Genomic DNA, 18,380 nt, shown 5'->3' on the forward strand with positions numbered 1-18,380 from the left:
AGGCCCCAAAGTACATCAATCTGATTTGATGTACCAGGCCACTCGGTTCGCCAACGTCGGACTCTGCGATGAGTTCGCCACTCACGGCCCGTCCAAGCTCGTGTCGCGGTAGGAACGCAGACGTGACACCCGAGCAAGAAGGACATCACCATGCCAGAGCTTCTCGTCGACTTCATCACGTCCCTCGACGGCTACGCGTCGGGGGAGGGCTGGCCCGGCTTCTGGGGTCTCGAGGGCCCTGAGTACCTCGCCTGGCTGGGCGAGCAGCCCGAGGTCACGTACGTGATGGGAGCGAACACCTACCGGCTGATGTCGGGCTTCGCCGCCGGAGAGACCCCCGCGGGCCAGGACGAGTTCACCGCCGACGAGGAGGCGTCCGTCGACGGACTCACGCGAGCGTCGAAGGTGGTGTTCTCCTCGTCGCTCGACGAGCCGCTCACGTGGGCCAACTCCACGCTCGTCCGCGATGACGCGGTCGAGGCGGTCCGGGCGATGAAGGAGAGCGCGTCGGGGCTCATCAGCACCATCGGCAGCCTCAGCCTGTGCCGGTCCCTGCTGCGAGCTGGGCTCGTCGACCGCTTCCGGGTCGTGGTGTTCCCGGTGATCACCGGTGCGACGGGAGCAGAACGCATCTACGACGGCTACCCGGATGTCGCCCTCGAGATGGTCGATCACCGCACCTTCGACGGCCGCATCCAGCTGGTCGAGTACCGGCCCCGCGTGCTCGAGCACCCACCGCTCGACCCCACCGCGTGAGTCGCCAGGACCTGCCCATGTCGAGCTCCATGGCCCGCCGTCTCTTTCATCTGGTCGAGCCCGTAGCGGTCGTCACCTACATGGCCGACGAGCCGACCGAAGCAGTGATGGCGCTCGGCGCCGGCAACGTGTGGGACGCCTACTTCGCGGGACGGGCTGCCCCGTTGGGCCGGGACATACCGCCCGAGGTGGTCCACGCGCTCTTCTACAACTTCGCCGACGGTGAGGTCGCCCGTCACCTCCCGCGCGTCTGGGACAGGGTCGATCCCGACGCCGCCAACGCGGCGCGCCAACGGGGCTCGGTTGCCGCACTGCGCCGAGTCCTGGGCGACCTCGCCGAGAGTCCCGACGTAGCCCGTGCCGGCGACCTCGTGATCAAGGCGGGGACCAGCGCCCCGACGGAGGGACGGGCCCTCTACGCCGCGGTCCGGACGCTGCCAGTGCCCACCGAGCCGCTGGCGCGGCTCTGGCACGGGGCCAACCTGCTCCGCGAGCACCGCGGCGACGGCCACGTCGCCGCGCTCGTGACGGTGGGCATCGGCGGCACGGAGGCGCACGTGCTGCACGCGCTCTCCGAAGGCATGCCAGCAGACCAGTTCGGGCGGGTCTGTCACCTGCCCCGAGCCCAGCTCGCCGGGGTCGTGGACGCGATGCGCACCCGCGGCCTCATCGGCGCCGACGGCTGGCTCACCGCCGCCGGCCGGCAGACCAAGGAACGGGTCGAAACGCTCACCGACGAGCTCGCCGCTCCGGCCTATGACATCCTCGAGCCGGACGAGCTCCACCAGCTCATCGAGGACCTCGAGCCCCTGGCCGCAGTCCTCGTCGCTGCCGGAGCGTCTCGGCGAGGGCGTCGAGCGCCATGACCCAGCCGGTGGCTCCGGGCGAGTCGGCGGGGATCCCGCGGTGGATGAGCACGACGCGCGTCGTCCCGCCGAGGTCCTCCAGCTCCACCTGGACCTCGGTCTCGGCGGGGTGGCTGGACGGCACCGGAACCGCTCGACCGCCCTCGTCGACGACCGACTCGGAGTAGACGAGGAGGCGGTGCTCCTCGACCTGGAGGTACTGGCCGGCGAACCACATCCGGCGCGGTCCGTCGGGCGTGTCGACCTCCATGCAGACCCGCCGGGCGCCGCCCACCCGGACGTCCATCTCCGCCACCGGGATCGATGCGCCGAACGGGCCGTACCAGCGCTGGTAGTGCTCGGGCACGGTCCACATGCGCCACACCACGTCGACGGGGGCGTCGAAGGTGCGCTCGATCCGGACCTGGTCCAGGCTGTCGTCGTTCATCGGTCATCCGTTCCCGAGCTCGCTCTGAGCTCGTCCAGGTAGGCGTCCATCTGGTCGAAGCGGGACTCCCACAGCGGGCGATACCGTTCGGTCCACGTCGCGACCGCCTGCAGCGGAGCCGGGTCGAGCGCGCACGGGCGGTACTGCGCCGTCCGCCCCCGTACGACCAGGCCGGCCCGCTCGAGCACCTTCAGGTGCTTCGAGACGGCCGGGAGCGTGAGGGTGAAGGGCTCGGCCAGCTCGTTCACCGTCGCTGCACCCTCGGCCAGCCGGGCCAGCAGCGCCCGCCGGGTCTCGTTCGCCAGCGCCGCGAACGTCTCGCTCAGCCGCTCCTCTTCCACCACTGCGGCCGTCGACATGTTTCCACCTCGGTTGATTAACTGATGCGGAAACTATAGGTGGCCCGGATCGACGTCAACCCTCGGCACGGGCGAAGGCGAGCGACTCGTCGAGGAGAGCGGACCAACGGGCTGGACGACGAGGCCGCACCTCCGGAACGACGAAACCCCTGGCCAGGGCACGTTTCCGTGCTCTCGCCAGGGATTTCGATCGTGGCACCCCCAACGGGATTCGAACCCGTGCCGCCACCTTGAGAGGGTTGGGCGATCGGCCCTCCGGCGGCGCTTCCACAGCGTCCCAACCCCATCCGAGTCATCGCCATCCTCCCCAGGTCAGAGGCCTGCGGAGTGGCTGAACAGAACCGGCGATCGTTGACTTTCCGACGGGCCGATGGGCACAATTCGGGCACATTCCTGCTCGAAGCCCGCAGGGCGTCCGTCGGACGCAAGAGAGCTTCCTCATCCCGCCAGGGCCTAGTGGTCCCGGAGAGGAAGCCTCATGCCGCGTCGGCGCTACAGCAAGCCCATCGCCTCCTTCGAGTATGGGACGCGCATCTACGCGCCGTCGGAGGGCGAGCCCCGCTACCGGGTCATCGCCAAGGACCCGACCGGCAAGCGGATCTTCCACCGCTTCTCGACCGAGGACGAGGCTCGCCGTCGAGCCCGAGAGATCGAGGCGACCCTGGCCAGTGCGCGGGTCATGCCGGGCCGGCTCCAGGCCCCGGCCACGGTCGACCAGCTCACCGACCGCTACCTCGCCAGCCTCGGGTCACGATCGACGCGGTACCAGGAACGACAGGAGTACCTCCTGCGCATGTGGGTCCGCCCAGTCCTGGGCGGGCTCCGCCTCAACGCCTGGACCCCCTCGGACTCAGAACAGGTTCTCGATCGGGCACGCGGCAGCCTCGGGCCCGCCACGGTGCAGAACGTCGGATCGGCCATGCGCTCGCTGGTCACCTTCGCCTTCAAGAATCGCTGGCTGACCCGTGAAGCCGACCCCATGTGGCTCGTGAGCTACAGCCCCAAGGCGGAGCATCAAGGCGAAGCTGTCGGGTTCATCCCCCGGGCGGCCCTACCCGTCGAGGACGACTGCCAGCGGCTGTTCGCCGCGCTCGTCGATGCGGGGCATCCGCAGTGGGCTCTCGCCATGGACCTGAAGCACCGCAGCGGCGTCCGCTGGGGTGAGCTGATCGCCCTCCGACCGCTCGACCTCACCTTCGGCTCCCAGCGGGTGGTCCGCATCCGCCAAGCGGTCGAGCAATTCCGCCACACCCTCACGGTCAAGGAGACCAAGAACCGCCAGAAGCGGGAGTCGGTCTTCCCGGCCAGCCTGGAGGCGTCGCTCAAGGCGTGGTACGCGGAGGTCGAGCGCACCCGGGGACCGGACGGCCTGCTGTTCCCCGGCTCGGACGGCTCCTTCGCCAACCGCCGCACCTTCCAGCGCACGTGGGCCCGAGCGGCGCTGGCTGCCGGGCTGCCGGGCTGCCCATGAACTCCAAAACCTCGGCCGTGTGGCACCCCCACGACCTCCGGCACTTCGCCGCCTGCTGGATGCTCTTCGACGTCGGCCTCGACCCGGCGGCCGTCAGCGCCATGCTCGGCCACGCCAACGCCGCCTTCACCCTCAGCCGCTACGTCGGCGTCCGAGGCGATCTCGCCACCACCGCCACCGCCGCGACCGATACCTGGTGATCTAAAAGATCCCGACTCTGAAGTCTGGCGGATCGGGCGTGATGAACTCGGGCACGAAGTCCCCCAGTTGTCGTAGTACACCAAACGGCGGGGACGCATCCGCGAGCATCGGGATGACGGGAGTTGCGAGGATGCGGCGATCCTTCGATGGGCAGCGTGGGCTATCTTGCTGATCCACTGGCGACGGGAGCGCAGGGCGCGGCGTGGCGCTTGGTCGGAGGGACGGATCAGCCAGACACTCGTTCGATGATCATTGGAGCCACATCGATTCCTGGGCAGAGGGGAGAGCAAATGAGGGACCTGGTTTGTGGGGCAATGGAGCACGTCTGTGCAGGGCGGTGGCGTGATCACATCCCCGGCCATTCAGCAGCCGTCTACGAAGCAGGCACCGGCATGTACGTCTCCTATGGAGGCCCATTGGTGCTCTTCGCGTGCGGCGTGGCCACCAACCTCACGGTGAACCGCGACACCGTGCGTGCGGTATCCGAACTAGAGAACAAGGTGGGCATCGGGGCGCTCCACTTCGGCGAGCAAATGAATGACGGCGTCTGCTTGCTGTTGACGGTCCGCCTGCACCCTCGCTGGCTGCAGTCCGCCGACTTCTCCGCGAAGCAGATCCTCATCGACGTGCTCAGCAACCTTCCGACCATGGCAAGGGACTGCGGAACGACCTTGCTCGACAGCGGAGTGGGCGGGAACCTCTGGATCGATGACGACGACGACGCCTGGCCGCTCATCGTCGCCGGGCATCTGTGATGCGCGGGGCCAGGCGAGCAAGGGTCACCGACCGCGATGGGTTGCTTGGGTGATCGCCATCGCAACCCATCGGATGGGCGCTGAGGCAGATCGGATCGTAGGTCGCCTCGCGCAGCACGGTCGGCCGACCGTTCGCCTCAACACCGGCGACCTCGAGGGTGAGGCGGCGATCAGGATCACCGCCGAAGGACAGACGGCTCACGCTCACTGCGACGGTCGCACCGTCGCGGCGGCCTCCATCACGAGCGCTTGGCTCCACCAGCTGCCGCCGCTCTCGCCCACGCGCGGGGCCGGAGACGTCAACGAGCTCGCGGCCGAGAGCAGCCGCCTTCGGATGTGGGAGGCCTACTTCTCGTTCGTGCCGCCCGAACGGTGGCTCTCGCCGCCGACCCGTCTCGTCACCGCAGGCAATAAGGTTCTGCAGCTCGTCGCGGCGTCCAGGGCTGGCATCACCGTGCCCGAGACCCTCGTAGGCAACGAGCATCGGGGGTGGCAGCCGCGGCCGCCGTTGCTGGCGAAGTACCTCGGCGACTCGGCGCCCCTGTGGGCCGCCGGGCGGTCCGGACATGCTGCGGTGACCATCGCCGTCGACCTCGATGACATAGACGACCGTTCCCTCCGCAGCGCCCCGGCGATCTTCCAATCCCTGGTGCCGTCGGCCGAGGAGCTGCGGGTGGTGGCAGTCCGTACTCGAAGCGAGCCAACGGCCCGCACGTTCGCAGCCAGCGCGACCAAGCCGGAGGGTATCGTTGACCTCCGCCTTTCGAACGACGGCCTCCCCGACTATCGGCGTGCCGAGGTCGGCCCCGACGTGACCGAGCGCCTGACCACGATGATGGACCTGATGGGCGTCGGGTTCTGCTCGGCCGACTTCGTCGTCACCCCTGCGGGCGACCACGTCTTCCTCGACCTGAACTCCACCGGCGCCTGGTGGTGGATCGATGACCTCCACGAAGGTGAGGTCACGGAGGCCATCTCCGCCGCGCTGATTGCCCTCGAGGACGGAACGGCAACGGGCGTCATGAGCGGCACGCGGTGACGACCCTGTCCTTGCACGACCCCGTCGAGCAGTGGTGGAAGCGGGCATGCACCTCACCGAACCCGCTACTGATGGACGACGGCACGTGGTTCGTCCACGAGCCCAGCCAGGTTCGAGACGTGTTGCGGCGGTGGACCGAGTTCAGCAACGACGTACCGAGCGAACGAGACCGGACGCTGGACTTCCTGTTGACCGCAGATCCGCCGACCCACGCCGTCGAGCGGGTTGCGTTCCTCCAGCACTTCGGACCCCACCTGCACCACCCGGACCCGACGCTGCGCGCGGCCTTCACCCACTGCTTGGACGACGCGCTGGCCTCGGGGGAGCCCGTCGACCTCCTCACGCAGGTCTGTGAACCCTTCGGCGCCTGGCTCGGCTCCGAGACGCTCGGCGGGCTGGACCTCGGTGTCGGTGGAGGACGGGATCCAGAAGCCGGCTCCAGGGCCCATCTCACGTCCGAGATCTTCAACGGTTCCGGGGGTCCCGCGGCTGCGCTGTGGCGCCACCTCGTGGAGGCCGGCGATGCCCCCGAGACGGCAGAGGGAAAGGTGGTCGGCTTGCTGACCGCCTTGGTGGTGGCGTTCACGAGCACGCTTCCCGCGCTGGTCGCGCTGGTCGCGTGGGCCGAACTCTCGGCGAGGTCGGACACCCTCGGACCCGGCGGCTTCGAGGCGGGAGCGGCCGGTGCGGGGGGTCCGCTCCTCGGCCTCTATCGAACCGTAGTTCGCGCCGCAAACGTTGGATCCCGTCGGCTCGACCCCGGGGATCGCGTGCTCGTGTCATTCGCCTTTGCGGCACGATCAGAGGGAACGGCGAACCCACCGCATCCACTCGTCTTCGGGCATGGGAACCATCGGTGCCCGGCATCGGCGCTGTCCGCCCGAGCGACCACGGTCGCGACCTCCGTCCTGGCCAACCGGTCCGGGGTCCGCCTCGTTCCAGGTTGGATACCCGAGTTTCGACAGGGCTCGCACTTCACGCCACTCATCGACCTGATGATCGCCGAGGAACACCATGATCTCGCTGGGTGACGCCGAGTGGTCGCTGGCCGGCAGCGGATGGATACCGAAGGGCGCGGCAGATCCCCATGAGGAGTCGTCCATCGACCAGGCGGAGCCGGTGTGCCGCTCGGCCGGTGGCGTGCTGGGTGCCGCGCGCCACGGCGCTCGCCGGTACGTCACCGAGGGACCCTCACCGTCGTTCGTGGATGTACCGGATCTCGGCCGCTGCTCAGTCCTGTCCATGTGGGTGCTCTGCTACCAGCCGGGAGACTTCGCCGCGTTGCACACCGACCGACCGGACTCAACGTTTACCGCATTGCAGGTCCTCGGCGGCCGGCCGGACCCGCTACTCATCTGTCCCGACCTCGCCGCGCTGACGGATCAGGACCTCTGCGCCACCGCCCGACGAGACCCGTTCCCCGTTGGGCGGTCTCTCGCCCTACCGACCGACGGCTGCCTAATCATGTCGGGGGCCAACGTTCCCCACTACCGTCCGCCGGCTACGAGCAGGTTCGAGGTCTTGTCGGTGAGCCTCGGCCCGCTAGGTGCCTAGCCATCGAGCGACACATAGCCGTACTTGACCAGCACGGCCACGGCGGCTTCGAGCTCTACCTTCCCGAGCTCCGTCTCCTCACGGAGTGAGGCGACCGTCGCACCACCGCGCTGCGCCATCACCGTTGCCGCCGCCTCGATCGCTGCCCCGATGCCGAGGCGCTCCACGAGCGCCGCTCCCAGTAGCTGGTCCCACCTCGCCCGACCCTGTCCCACCCACCGCAGCCGGGCGACTGACACCACACGTGAGGTGAACGGCCCGAACAACAGATCGAATCCCCCGTCGGAGATCGCTGCGCGCCACGCGCCCTCCCGGCTTCGACGAAGGCTGTCGAGCCAGAGGTGGTGGTAGCGCGCACCAACGGTGCCCGGCGCGAACCGCTCGGCGCGAACCGCCGCCTCGTTGCCAAGCCGGTGGCGAAGGGCGGGATCAGCAAGCCGAATGATGGCGTCGCAGAGCGCATCGCGATCAACGCTCACGAACTGAGCGGCGACTTCGTGTGCCTCTTGCCAGGGCAGCAGGTCGAGGGCCAGGTCAGGGACCTGCGAACGCATGGTCGTGGTCGGCACGGTCAACCCGGTGACCTCGTGGATCACGATCTCCGACACCCCGCTGAAGTCGCTGACCACGCAAGGTAGGCTGGAGGACTGCGCCTCGGCCGCGGCGAGACCGAAGATCTCCTGGTGGCTGTCATAGAGAGAGGCGAAGATGTCCGCTCCGGCCAGCAGGCGCCTGATCTCGGCGTCGGAACGATCTCCTCGGATCTGGACCAGCTCGCCGATCCCCAGGAGTTCCGCTTGGCGGCGAAGCTCCGAACCGTACGCACCATCGTCGGCCCCTGCGAGCACGAGGCGGATCCTCGGAAGCACGTCCGCGAGGCGGGCGATCGCATCGAGGAGCGGCTCGAGGACCGCCTTGTCGTATGGCGAGAGTCGACCGACACTGAGCACGCAGAGTTCGTCGGCTTCGAGGCCCAGCAGTGCGCGGGCTTCGGCTCGCTGCCCGTCGGAGGTGCGCTTGACGTAGGTCGGCAGCGGAATGGTGACGACGGATCCGGGCCACGCCGGATCGGTCATCCCGATCATCGACTCGATCACCCGGGCACCTTGCCCGGAAGATGCGACGAGCGCGTCGCCGGGTGACGCCGCCTCGGCGCAGGTGATCTGCGACGCTTCCCGAAGATACCGATAGCCGAGGCTGTGGTGGTTCGCCGTGATCGGCGCCTGACAGCGCACGATTCGGCGCAATCCATACGGTGCCGGATCGAAGACCTGACCGAAGTGGTGGATGACCAGGTGAGGGTCGTCGGCAAGACCGAGGTCCAGGATTGCGCCCGTCGGAGCAACCCGCAACCCCTCTATCGGACCGAGGAGATCCTCGACCTGGTGAACGTTGCGAGCGGGACAGAGTACCGTCGCTGACACCAATGGCTGCGCCAGGACGGTGCGAAGGAGGTCCCACTGCGCCCGGTTACCCCCGAAAGCCGCAGCACCGGCCACTCCACCTCTACCTGGCGGTACCACGTCGGGGTCTAGGTAAGTCAGGACGTGGATGCGCCCCACTGCCGAGAAGTCGCGCCGTGCCTGGTGGTGGCCAGAGTTGCCACCACCAGGCACGAAATCAGTTCTCCTGGTGGTGCTTCTGCGGGGACCGTTGCGCCTCGCTGGCCTCCGACCACTGCTGACGATCCGTGTCGTAGGAGCCCGACACCTCCTTCATCGGCAGCGCCACAATCATCTCGTCGAAAATCATTGCATTCCTCCGCGTTCCACCCGGGCGGGCCCCGAGTGGCCGACACCCTAGAGCGCAGTTTCGGACCATGCAGCGAGGAACCCGGCCTCGACCCCTACCTCGGCGCTGTCGCCGCCCACCCTCACCGCCGGCCTCCTCATCCACTGAATCGGCCGCCAACGCGGCGTGCGACCCGACGCCACCATCGGGATCGTTTCCACCATCATGTTCGCCGCTGGCCTCGCCCTCGTGTCCGCCAACTGGAGTTGCCCCGTTCTGGTGGACACGGGGTTTTGGTAGATCAGGCTGCTGGGCTGGCAGCGTAGGCCTCGGCGGGGGTGCGGTCGCCGAGGCGGCGTTGGTGTCGTTGGCGGTTGTAGAAGACCTCGATGTAGTCGAACAGGATCGTGCGCAGCTCGGAGCGGGTGAGGTTCTCCCAGGGTCCCCAGATGTGGCGGATCTCGCGCTTGAGGGTGGCCCAGAAGGTCTCCATGGCGGCGTTGTCGTAGGCGTCGCCGACGCTGCCGTAGGACCCGGTCAGGCCCCAGTCGGCGAGCCGGTTGGTGAACTCGACGCTGGTGTATTGCGATCCGTGGTCGGCGTGGTGCAAGAGCGTGCCGCTGGGGTTGCGTCGTCCGAGGGCCATCACCAGCGCGGCGATGACCAGATCGGTGGTCTGGCGTTCGCCCATGGACCAGCCGGCCAGGCCGCGGTCGTGGAGGTCACGGATCCCGGCCAGGAACAGGTTGCCGTCGATGCAGGCGAACTCGGTGATGTCGGCCACCCACCGCAGATCGGATCGCTCGGCGGTGAAGTCCCGATTGAGCAGGTCCGGGGCGGGGACCATCTTGGGGTTCCGACCTCGCCGCCACCGGCGCCGGCTGTGTGCACCGACGAGGCCGTCGGCGGCCATGAGCCGGGCGACCCGCTTACGGCTGACGCGGTGGCCGGCCCGGCGGAGCTGACCCCAGACCCTCGGCGACCCGTAGGTGCACCGTGATGCCTGATGGATCTGGCGGATCTCCACCAGCAGCTCGGCGTCGGCGTGTTGGCGGGCCGAGGGCTCCCGGTCCCGCCAGGCGTAGAACGACGACCTCGACACCCCGGCGACACGGCACAGGTCGGTGATGCGGTACTCGGCTTGATGCTCATCGACGAAGCAGAAGCCGGTCACCGCATCGTCTCCCGGGCGAAATAGGCCGCCCTGAGTTCAACGAGTCAGCGCAACGGGGGTGGTCTCCTTGTCCTGACCGTTGGAGGTGACGATGGCCAGGTTGGGGCGACCGGGGATGTCCGACGCTCGGAAGGATGAGCTGTGGGAGCGATGGCACGCAGGTGAGTCGATCAGCCAGATCAGCCGAGCGATGGGCAAGCCGGCTGGGTCGGTGTACACGATCCTGCGCACGCGCGGTGGCGTGTACGCGCTGCCGCGCCGGCCGAGGGATGGGCACCTGACCCTGCAGGAACGCGAGGAGATCTCGAGACGGCTCGCCGCGGGTGACTCGATGCGCAAGATCGCGGTTCGGCTCGGGCGGTCGCCTTCGACGATCTCGCGGGAGATCGCCCGCAACAAGGGCTGTGCGAGGTATCGAGCGATCGACGCCCAGGACCGGGCCTGGTATCGGGCCAAGCGGCCCAAGCCCTGTCGGCTCGACCAGAACCCCGTGCTCGCTGACTTCGTGCGCGACAGGCTGGTCGAGGACTGGTCCCCGCAACAGATCGCCGGGTTCCTGGCCGTGATGCACCCCGACGATCCGGAAATGCGGGTGAGCCACGAGACGATCTACAAGACCCTGTTCATCCAGGCCCGAGGGGTCCTGGCCCGGGACCTCACCAAGCACCTCCGGACCCACCGGCCGATCCGCAAGCACAAGCGCCACAGCGTGAAGGGCCAGATCCGAAGTCAGATCACCGACGCCGTGTCCATCCACGATCGCCCACCCGAAGTCGAAGACCGCGCCGTACCTGGCCACTGGGAAGGGGACCTCCTGCTCGGCCGAGGCGTGACGCAGATGGCCACGCTGGTAGAGCGGAAGTCCCGGTTCACGGTACTGGTCCAGCTCGACGGCCGAGACATGATCACCGTGTCCGAGCGCATCGCTGAGAAGATGAGCGAGCTCCCCTCCGAGCTGCGCCGATCGCTCACCTGGGACCGCGGGATGGAACTCGCCCGACACAAGGACGTGACCACCTGGACCGGGCTCGAGGTCTACTTCGCCGACCCGCGTAGCCCCTGGCAGCGCGGCACGAACGAGAACACGAACGGTCTCCTCCGCCAGTACTTCCCGAAGGGCACCTCGCTCGCGAACGTCACCCAGGCCGACCTCGACATCATCGCCACGAAGCTCAACACTCGACCCCGCAAGGCCCTGGACTACCGGACGCCCGTCACCATTCTCGACCAGGTGTTGCACTGAACGGTTGAGTGTGCTCGAGGGCGCTCCTCGCAGGAACGCAGACCGAAGGCCGAGCCGTCCTCAAGTCGAGGCTGAGGGCGCCCGCGAGGGGCGTCATCTGGCCGGGCGGAACCCGCCGAACGTTGCCTGACGCGGCACTAGCTCACGGCCGACTCGGGCGTGGTACCAGAGCGGAGTGCTTCGAGGGTCGCCTCGATTCTCCTAGCCGCTAGCACTGGATCTTCGTGCTCCCAGACGCGCTCGACCATCCATCCGGCAGCTTCAAGCCGGAGGGTGGTGTCCGCGTCACGGCGCTTGTTCGCGTCGATCTTGTCGCGCCACCATTTCGTGTTGGACTTGGTGCCCCGGTAGTGATCCGGGCAGCCGTGCCAGAAGCAGCCGTCAACGAACACGGCGAACCGTTCCGGGAGGAACCCTAGATCGGCGGTGCGACGTACGTCCTCGAGTGGCCGGACCTCCGTGGTGTAGCCGGTGACGCCCAGAAGGTGGAGCTGGTCGCGTAGGAGGGTTTCAGGTTTGGTGTCCCGCTTCGCCTGCCGGCCGAGTCGCTCACGAACTGCGGCGCTCGTCGGCGGCGTCGGGATCTGCGCCGCCGGCTTCACGGGTTTGGAGACGGGTATATCGGCACCCAACTGTCGAGCGACCGCCTCGGCGAGGATCTGGGCGAGTAGAGGCGGTACTGCGTTGCCGATCTGTCGCGACCGGGACGCGAGTGAGCCGACGAAGCGGTACCTGTCGGGGAAGGACTGGAGGCGAGCACCCTCGCGGATGGTGAGGCCCCGATCCTCGAACGGGTGGATGTTGCACCCGACGGTGACGTTCGTGAACTGGGTGGTGATCGTGTAGGACGGTAGGGCGGGGTCGAGGCGGCCGAACAGGTTCGATGAGTCGGTGCGGCGCATGCCTCGGAGGCGGTCCGGGATGAGGTGGCGGGGGATGTCCCTCCAGGTTCCTCCCTGGGGAACATGGCTGATGAGGGCGAGTTGGTCGTCGCCCATCTCGTACGTCTCGTGGTCACGGAGGACCGTGACTCCGCCGCGCATCCGCCGCATGAACGGCGGCTGTGGAATGCGGACGTGCCGGGAACCAGGGGTGCCAGTGCCGCCTTCGAGGAGCGGCAGGTCGGCGAGCGCCTCCCAGCAGGAGAGGTGGCGGAGGAGACCGGCCTTCTTGCGGCGTTCCTCCCATAGGTCGAGGGTGTCGCGACGCCAGCCGCCCATGTGGGTGGGCGCCGGGAACTCGAACTCGTCGTCGCCGAGCAGCCCGACGATGAAGAGTCGACGGCGCCGCTGAGGTACCCCATAGTCGGCGGCGAGAAGGATGCGCGGCTCAGCGACGGTGTATCCCAGGTTGCGGAACTCGGCAAGGATCTTGGCGCCGAAGTTGCCGTCCTTCCAGTGGACCATTCCTGGGACGTTCTCCATGAGAAACGCTCGGGGTCTCAGGTGCTCGACGACGCCGAGCATGTGTCTCCAGAGGCCATTCCGGTCGCTCTCTGGATCGTGCCAGCGCTCCTTGCGGGCGGTCGAGAACCCCTGGCAACTGGGTCCACCGATGACGACGTCCACGGGACGACCGACCCGGTCGGCGATGTCACGCGGTGAGAGGTCCGTGATGGACGCCTTCACGACATCCGTGCGCTTGTGGTTGAGGGCGTACGACTCGCACGAGTCGCGGTCGCGGTCGAGCGCGAACGGAACCTCGAACCCGGCGCTGCTGAAGCCCTCGGTGAGACCGCCAGCGCCACAGAAGAGGTCGATCGCCACGAGTGGCGAGCGGATCTGCGTCGGGGGGGAGGGCACACGCGAACCCTATCGACCGGAGGCTTGCTCGTTGAGTGCTCCTACCCTGCGGCTTCAGTCCCCGGTGACGCCGGCCCAGGTCAGGGCGGTCAGCTCATCGAGGTGGATCGTGAGGGGCAGGGCGACCGTAGATCGGGCGTCCCTGGCAGCGGCCAAGATGAGGGCGTCCCACGGCCCGGAGCCGGGGCCGTGGGAGATGGCGACGGTTACGTCGAACCCGGCCGTAGTCCATCGTCGCGAGTGCCGCAGGTACCGGGCGAACCTCCGGCGGGTGGCTTCGCACGCGGCGGTCTCGGTGTCCTTCGCATCGGCGACCAGGAGGGATGGGCGGTGAGGGTGAAGGCGAACGACGTCCGGAAGGAGATCCTCACCGTAGGGAATCTCGATGAGGTAGCCGGCGAGATCCGCGACGTCTCCTAGCAGCATGCGTCGCATCTCGTGAGCGGCGGTCGGTGCCGTCACAGCCGATCGGCCCCGGGCGGGGCGGCGGCGAGGAGCGCGGCGAACTCGTCCAGGAGGACGGTCCTGTTCGGCCGCGGGGCGGGCGGGTCGCCGAGCAAGTCTGCCTGCCGGTCAGCCTTGTCGAGAAGGCGGGCGTATTCGGCCTCCTCGATCGTACCGGTGCATAGGAGGGTGACGTAGTGGACCTCGCGCGTCTGACCGCGGCGGTGGATTCGGTCGAGGGACTGGAGGTAGTGGGCGGCCTGATTGGAGAGAGACTCATAGATCGCGTAGCGGGCGGCGTGCAGGGTGAGACCGGCGCCAGCCGCAGCAGGGTTCCCGACGAAGATCATCGTGTCGGGGTCGTCCTGGAAGCTGCGGACGGCCTCGCGCCGCTGCGCTACGTCGGTGATCGAGCCGTCGATCCTGACGAGACCGTGGTCGGCGTACCTTCGGGCGACCCGATCGAGGCTCGCCCGGTAGAACGACCAGAGGACGATCTTCTCGCCCTGGCGGACGAGATCCTCGACCACACGATCGAGCGCGGTGATCTTCGCTGGAGTCTCGGTGTATCCGGGGATCAGGGCGGATGGGTCCGAGCAGATGCGGAGGAGCGCGGCTCGGCGTTCGAGAAAGCTGTTGATGGTGCGTTGGTAGTCCTCATCGGAAGCATTGCGGAGGTCGAGGACGATGTCGTTGAGTGCGGCCCGGTAGGCGCCCGCCTGGTCGGGAGCCATGTCGACCGGGACCTCGGAGAAGGTTCGCGTCGGCAAGTTCGGGAGGACGGTGCGCTTGAGGGATCGGAGATAAACCCCGCGGTCATCGAGAACCGCCCGGACCTGTCGCGCTGCGATGTCCCGGTCCTTGTCGAGATGGACGCCACGGAAGGTGTGTCCAAAGTCGACGAGGTCGAACTGGGCGACGAGATCCACAGGGGAGTTGGGAGCCGGCGTGCCGCAGAGGACAACGGCGTGCGTGCAGTGCTCCCGAAACTTGCGGATGGCGCTCGTACGGGCCGAGTCGGGGTTCTTCACGAAGAACGACTCGTCGACCGCGAGCATGATCCGGGCACGTTCGGCGAGAAGTGCCAGATTGACGATCATGGTGCCGACGGCCTCGTAGTTACAGACGAGGACGTCCGCTCCGGACTCGATGGCTTGCGCCTTCTGCGCCCGAGTCCCGGTGATCACAGCGGTCTTGTAGAGCCCGTCACTGAAGCGATAGACCTCGACGGGCCACTCGCCCACCATCGACTTGGGGGCGACCACGACGAGGACGTCCGCCTCATCGCGTTGGTGGAGCACGTCGAACGCGGCGATCGTGGTAGGCGTCTTGCCGGTGCCCTGCTCATCGAAGACACATCCCCCCCAGCCGTCGGGAACCGTCAGCGCGGCGACATTCACCGTCTGGTGGTCATCGAGCAGGTCGACCCATCCGTGGTGAGCAAGCAAGGCTCGCGCCGGCACGGAACCGTTCACGAGGGTGCGTTCGACAGCCACCCGAACGGCCGCTGCGTGACTGCTTACTCGACGTCGGTTGTCGACCCAGCGACGTGCCTGCCGGTCCCATCGCAAGTCGAATCCGTCGATCTGGTCCAGTCGGTCGGCATCGGGCCAGGAGATGTTGACGGTGTCGCCGGAGCGACGGGACCTCACGGGGGGATCGGCGGTCGCGAGGAGCCGACCGACCCGGTGCCCCGCCCCATCGGCCCGTAGGAGGAGCCGATCGCCCTCGGGACTGACGGTGACGGAGCCGAGCGTCACTGTTCGCCCTCGCCCGGGTGGCGGGCAGTGAGCTGCCCGTCGATGGTGCCGAGCGCGGAGCGCATCACCCTCTGGAGATCGATCAACAGGTCGGTGTTCACGTCGCTCCAGTAGTCGGGCGGGGTGCCGCCCAGCCTGTCGACGACGCCCCTCAGGAAACCGTCGAACCCAGCGCGTCCGCGAGCCTTGGTCTTGCCCTTGCGCGCGACCTCCTCCAGGGCGTCCTTGACGAAGCCCTTGGCGGTCTCCGGATCATCGAGGTTCTCGTGAGCCTTGACGAGGAAGTTGGTGGCGGCATCGTCGGCGACGACCTTGTACAGAGACCGGACCTGGGCGCCCGAGTCGAGGGTCTCCCACATGAGGTCGTAGACGACCCGCTTGAGCTCGTCATCCTGATCGAGCTTGGCGGTGAGCTTCTCATCGCCACGGCCGGCCTGAATCTCGTAGAACCACTGGAAGATCTTGTTGGCCCGGTACCGGACGGCGGCAGGGTCATGACCCCCCTCATCCGTGTGATACGCCTCGAAATCTGCAGCCCAGTTGACCATCCGCCGGTAGCGGGTGACATCACCGACCTTGATCGAGAAGTGAGCAGCGACGCGCTTCCTGATATCGGCCTCCATCGACTGACGGAAGCGGCCGCCGAGAGCATCTCGCTCGGACTCGAACCGTTCGACGACCCGACGAGCCTTGACGTACTCCGGCCATGGCTTCTTGTAATCCTCCTCGAAGTTGAGCCCGACCACGATCGCCTCGATCTGGTCAGGCGTCGCGTCACGAGCGACCCACACCTTCACCCAGCGAGCCCGCTCGCGCTCGTCTCCGCTGAACGTTTCAGGGTGCTGGATGACATAGCGGGCAGCCGCAGAGCGCCTATGACCGTCCCTCAGGACGCCGTACTTGTCGACGACAGGGGGGCGTTCGACGCCCTTACGAGCGATGCTGCGGGCAAGATCCTTGATCTCGAACGGGTCATCAAGGCCCAGGCTAGGAAGAGCGACCTCACCCAGAAGGATGCCGAGCAGCTCATGCTCCTCGGGTTCGCGGTGATATCGCTCCTGGAACTCCTTGACGTGGAGGACGTATCGGTCGTTGTCGTCCCAGAACATGAGGTCGTTGACGTCCGCGTAGCCCTCCTCCATGACCACGGATACCCCGTTGAACATGGGGACAGGAGACACGGGGTGCGGCGTGAGGCCGTTGTGGTTGCGGAGCTGAAGCTCGACGGGCTCAGCCGGAGGCCGCGCGACCGCCCTGACGAGACCATCCACCTCATCACGGATGCGGACGATGACCTCTGGATCATCGCCTCGAAGGATCGTGAGAATCTTCGTGTAGAAGCGGCGGGCCGTCTCGTCGTCGAGGGGCTGCTCGACCCCGAGGCGCACGGCCTCGGCGACGTCCACATCGAATCCATCCAGCAGCACGTCCGTCTCCTGGATGAGTGCACGCAGGTCGGATGCAGCGTCGGTCTCGTCGGTGTCGGTGTCGGTGTCGGTGTCGGTGTCGGTGTCGGTGTCGGTGTCGGTGTCGGTGTCGGTGTCGGTCATAAGTGCTCCTAGGGGATCAGGCCTTGCCCGCCAGCTGCACCATGAGCCGGGCACGGCCGCGGTTGAGGAGGGTGGATACGTTCGTGAGAGTGACGTCCTCACCGAGGTTGTCGAGGACGATCTGCTGCAGTTCTTCCGGACCGACCAGTTCGCCGTAGTAGGCCGCCTCCACGTAGGCAAGGGTCACGGTGGCCATCTTGCGGTTCGGCCACAAGGCGATCCGCTCCTTCACAACGCGCAACAGCTCGGTCGCGAAGATCTGCTCGTCCTGGGTAGGTCGCGCGGCGAGCCTCGTGTCTTCGTCCTCCGGTAGCTGATCGGGGACCACCCGACGAAGGACGTTCCTCAGGCGGTAACGGACGCCGACGACCAGATACCCCCGGGGATGTCGGATGGCCCCGCTGGGCCCAGCGAGCATCTTGTCGACGACCCGCGATACCGCGTCCTCGATGTCAGCCTCGCCGAGGTCGCCGAACTCGTTGCGGAACTTGCGGTGGACACCGTCGAAGTAGCCATCGTCAAGCCACTGCTCGATGACCTGATCGATGGTTGCCGTGGGCTGCTCGGCCTCCTCGATCTGCTCGTTCACGCACTCGTGACCCATTCAAGGGCGGTCCGTCACAGATTTCTGACGATCCGGGCCCCAGCGGGTCAGCGGCCTGAACAGAAACCGCCTCGAGGCTCGGCTCAGATCACCATGGCGGTGGGGAGGCACAGACCCGATGTTGCACAATTTTGGCACAAATGGCGCGCTACGGGTCCGGTCCTGTCAGCACAGGACAGCACAGGACAGCACAGGACAGCACAGGACAGCACAGGACAGCACAGGACAGGACAGCACAGGACAGGACAGCACAGGACAGGACAGGACAGGACAGGACAGGACAGGACAGGACAGGACAGGACAGCCTGGACGAGACGGGCCGTCATCCAGACCGACAAAGCCCCTGGCCAGGGCGCATTTCTGCGCTCTTACCAGGGGCTCTGATGCTGGCACCCCCAACGGGATTCGAACCCGTGCCGCCACCTTGAGAGGGTGGTGTCCTAGGCCGCTAGACGATGGGGGCCTTCGACGGCGCCGGCCGGAGCCGGGACCTATGTGATCTCGCGCCGGGCGCTCGATCCGCTCGGGGGGGAGGACTCGAACCCCCAACGACTGGACCAGAACCAGCTGTGTTACCGATTACACCACCCCCGAAAGGTGGAGCCGGCACCCTACCCGACCCCCCTCGAGGGATGCACACCGGT

General features: G+C 67.4%; 19 protein-coding genes and 2 tRNA genes. 9 read left to right on the forward strand and 12 right to left on the reverse strand.

Annotated features, from left to right (window positions below; translation table 11 throughout):
• Positions 1-150 precede the first annotated feature (150 nt).
• Positions 151-756: a dihydrofolate reductase family protein gene (locus VEW93_01745; protein HYI60509.1), complete on the forward strand. Its 606-nt coding sequence runs from the start codon at positions 151-153 to the stop codon at positions 754-756.
• A 17-nt stretch (positions 757-773) separates the two neighbouring features.
• Entirely contained in the window at positions 774-1,622 is an 849-nt protein-coding gene (locus VEW93_01750) for a hypothetical protein (GenBank protein ID HYI60510.1), read from the forward strand.
• Here the strand turns inward: VEW93_01750 and VEW93_01755 are convergent.
• Both VEW93_01755 and VEW93_01760 read right to left on the reverse strand, forming a co-directional pair.
• Positions 1,546-2,049, reverse strand: a complete 504-nt coding sequence (locus VEW93_01755; GenBank protein ID HYI60511.1) for an SRPBCC domain-containing protein — start codon at positions 2,047-2,049, stop codon at positions 1,546-1,548. The two genes, VEW93_01750 and VEW93_01755, sit on opposite strands and share 77 nt — an antisense overlap.
• Entirely contained in the window at positions 2,046-2,408 is a 363-nt protein-coding gene (locus tag VEW93_01760) for a metalloregulator ArsR/SmtB family transcription factor (GenBank protein ID HYI60512.1), read from the reverse strand. Before VEW93_01760 ends, VEW93_01755 begins: the two co-directional genes overlap by 4 nt.
• Before the next feature lie 478 nt (positions 2,409-2,886).
• On the opposite strand from VEW93_01760, the gene VEW93_01765 reads away from it, so the two are divergent.
• From VEW93_01765 to VEW93_01790, 6 genes are all read left to right on the forward strand, one after another.
• Entirely contained in the window at positions 2,887-3,879 is a 993-nt protein-coding gene (locus tag VEW93_01765) for a tyrosine-type recombinase/integrase (GenBank protein ID HYI60513.1), read from the forward strand.
• Complete coding sequence (locus tag VEW93_01770; protein HYI60514.1) at positions 3,876-4,079, forward strand: tyrosine-type recombinase/integrase; 204 nt, start codon at positions 3,876-3,878, stop codon at positions 4,077-4,079. Before VEW93_01765 ends, VEW93_01770 begins: the two co-directional genes overlap by 4 nt.
• A 291-nt stretch (positions 4,080-4,370) precedes the next feature.
• The gene (locus VEW93_01775) at positions 4,371-4,835 is read left to right on the forward strand and encodes a hypothetical protein (GenBank protein HYI60515.1); all 465 of its coding nucleotides are present in this window, start codon (positions 4,371-4,373) and stop codon (positions 4,833-4,835) included.
• Between the two features lie 49 nt (positions 4,836-4,884).
• A complete protein-coding gene (locus tag VEW93_01780) occupies positions 4,885-5,874 on the forward strand; it encodes a hypothetical protein (GenBank protein HYI60516.1) in 990 nt (329 codons plus the stop codon).
• Positions 5,871-6,905 carry a hypothetical protein gene (locus VEW93_01785; protein ID HYI60517.1) on the forward strand — a complete coding sequence of 345 codons (1,035 nt, stop codon included), beginning with the start codon at positions 5,871-5,873 and terminating at the stop codon, positions 6,903-6,905. Before VEW93_01780 ends, VEW93_01785 begins: the two co-directional genes overlap by 4 nt.
• Complete coding sequence (locus VEW93_01790) at positions 6,889-7,428, forward strand: hypothetical protein (protein ID HYI60518.1); 540 nt, start codon at positions 6,889-6,891, stop codon at positions 7,426-7,428. Before VEW93_01785 ends, VEW93_01790 begins: the two co-directional genes overlap by 17 nt.
• Here VEW93_01790 and VEW93_01795 read toward each other — a convergent pair.
• The 3 genes from VEW93_01795 to VEW93_01805 form a co-directional block, all read right to left on the reverse strand.
• Positions 7,425-8,780, reverse strand: a complete 1,356-nt coding sequence (locus tag VEW93_01795) for a glycosyltransferase family 4 protein (GenBank protein HYI60519.1) — start codon at positions 8,778-8,780, stop codon at positions 7,425-7,427. The two genes, VEW93_01790 and VEW93_01795, sit on opposite strands and share 4 nt — an antisense overlap.
• A gap of 268 nt (positions 8,781-9,048) precedes the next feature.
• Positions 9,049-9,180 (reverse strand): hypothetical protein, encoded by a 132-nt coding sequence (locus tag VEW93_01800; GenBank protein HYI60520.1) that lies wholly within the window; start codon positions 9,178-9,180, stop codon positions 9,049-9,051.
• Between the two features lie 280 nt (positions 9,181-9,460).
• On the reverse strand, positions 9,461-10,333 hold the full coding sequence (locus VEW93_01805) for an IS3 family transposase (protein ID HYI60521.1): 873 nt from the start codon (positions 10,331-10,333) through the stop codon (positions 9,461-9,463).
• Between the two features lie 115 nt (positions 10,334-10,448).
• On the opposite strand from VEW93_01805, the gene VEW93_01810 reads away from it, so the two are divergent.
• Positions 10,449-11,576: an IS30 family transposase gene (locus tag VEW93_01810; protein HYI60522.1), complete on the forward strand. Its 1,128-nt coding sequence runs from the start codon at positions 10,449-10,451 to the stop codon at positions 11,574-11,576.
• Between the two features lie 137 nt (positions 11,577-11,713).
• Here VEW93_01810 and dcm read toward each other — a convergent pair whose 3' ends face one another.
• The 7 genes from dcm to VEW93_01845 all read right to left on the reverse strand — a co-directional run bounded on the left by dcm (position 11,714) and on the right by VEW93_01845 (position 18,330).
• Complete coding sequence (gene dcm / locus VEW93_01815) at positions 11,714-13,342, reverse strand: DNA (cytosine-5-)-methyltransferase (protein ID HYI60523.1); 1,629 nt, start codon at positions 13,340-13,342, stop codon at positions 11,714-11,716.
• Between the two features lie 90 nt (positions 13,343-13,432).
• Complete coding sequence (locus tag VEW93_01820; GenBank protein ID HYI60524.1) at positions 13,433-13,804, reverse strand: hypothetical protein; 372 nt, start codon at positions 13,802-13,804, stop codon at positions 13,433-13,435.
• 32 nt (positions 13,805-13,836) lie between these two features.
• On the reverse strand, positions 13,837-15,582 hold the full coding sequence (locus VEW93_01825) for a DEAD/DEAH box helicase (GenBank protein HYI60525.1): 1,746 nt from the start codon (positions 15,580-15,582) through the stop codon (positions 13,837-13,839).
• Positions 15,579-17,132 (reverse strand): hypothetical protein, encoded by a 1,554-nt coding sequence (locus VEW93_01830; protein ID HYI60526.1) that lies wholly within the window; start codon positions 17,130-17,132, stop codon positions 15,579-15,581. The genes VEW93_01825 and VEW93_01830 overlap by 4 nt, the downstream gene beginning before the upstream one ends.
• A gap of 16 nt (positions 17,133-17,148) precedes the next feature.
• The gene (locus tag VEW93_01835; protein HYI60527.1) at positions 17,149-17,721 is read right to left on the reverse strand and encodes a hypothetical protein; all 573 of its coding nucleotides are present in this window, start codon (positions 17,719-17,721) and stop codon (positions 17,149-17,151) included.
• 402 nt (positions 17,722-18,123) lie between these two features.
• Positions 18,124-18,199: transfer RNA gene (locus tag VEW93_01840), tRNA-Glu, on the reverse strand.
• Between the two features lie 59 nt (positions 18,200-18,258).
• Positions 18,259-18,330: transfer RNA gene (locus VEW93_01845), tRNA-Gln, on the reverse strand.
• Positions 18,331-18,380: the final 50 nt, after the last annotated feature.

The sequence above is a fragment of the Acidimicrobiales bacterium genome, from assembly GCA_035630295.1.
Classification (GTDB): Bacteria; Actinomycetota; Acidimicrobiia; order Acidimicrobiales; family Iamiaceae; genus Iamia.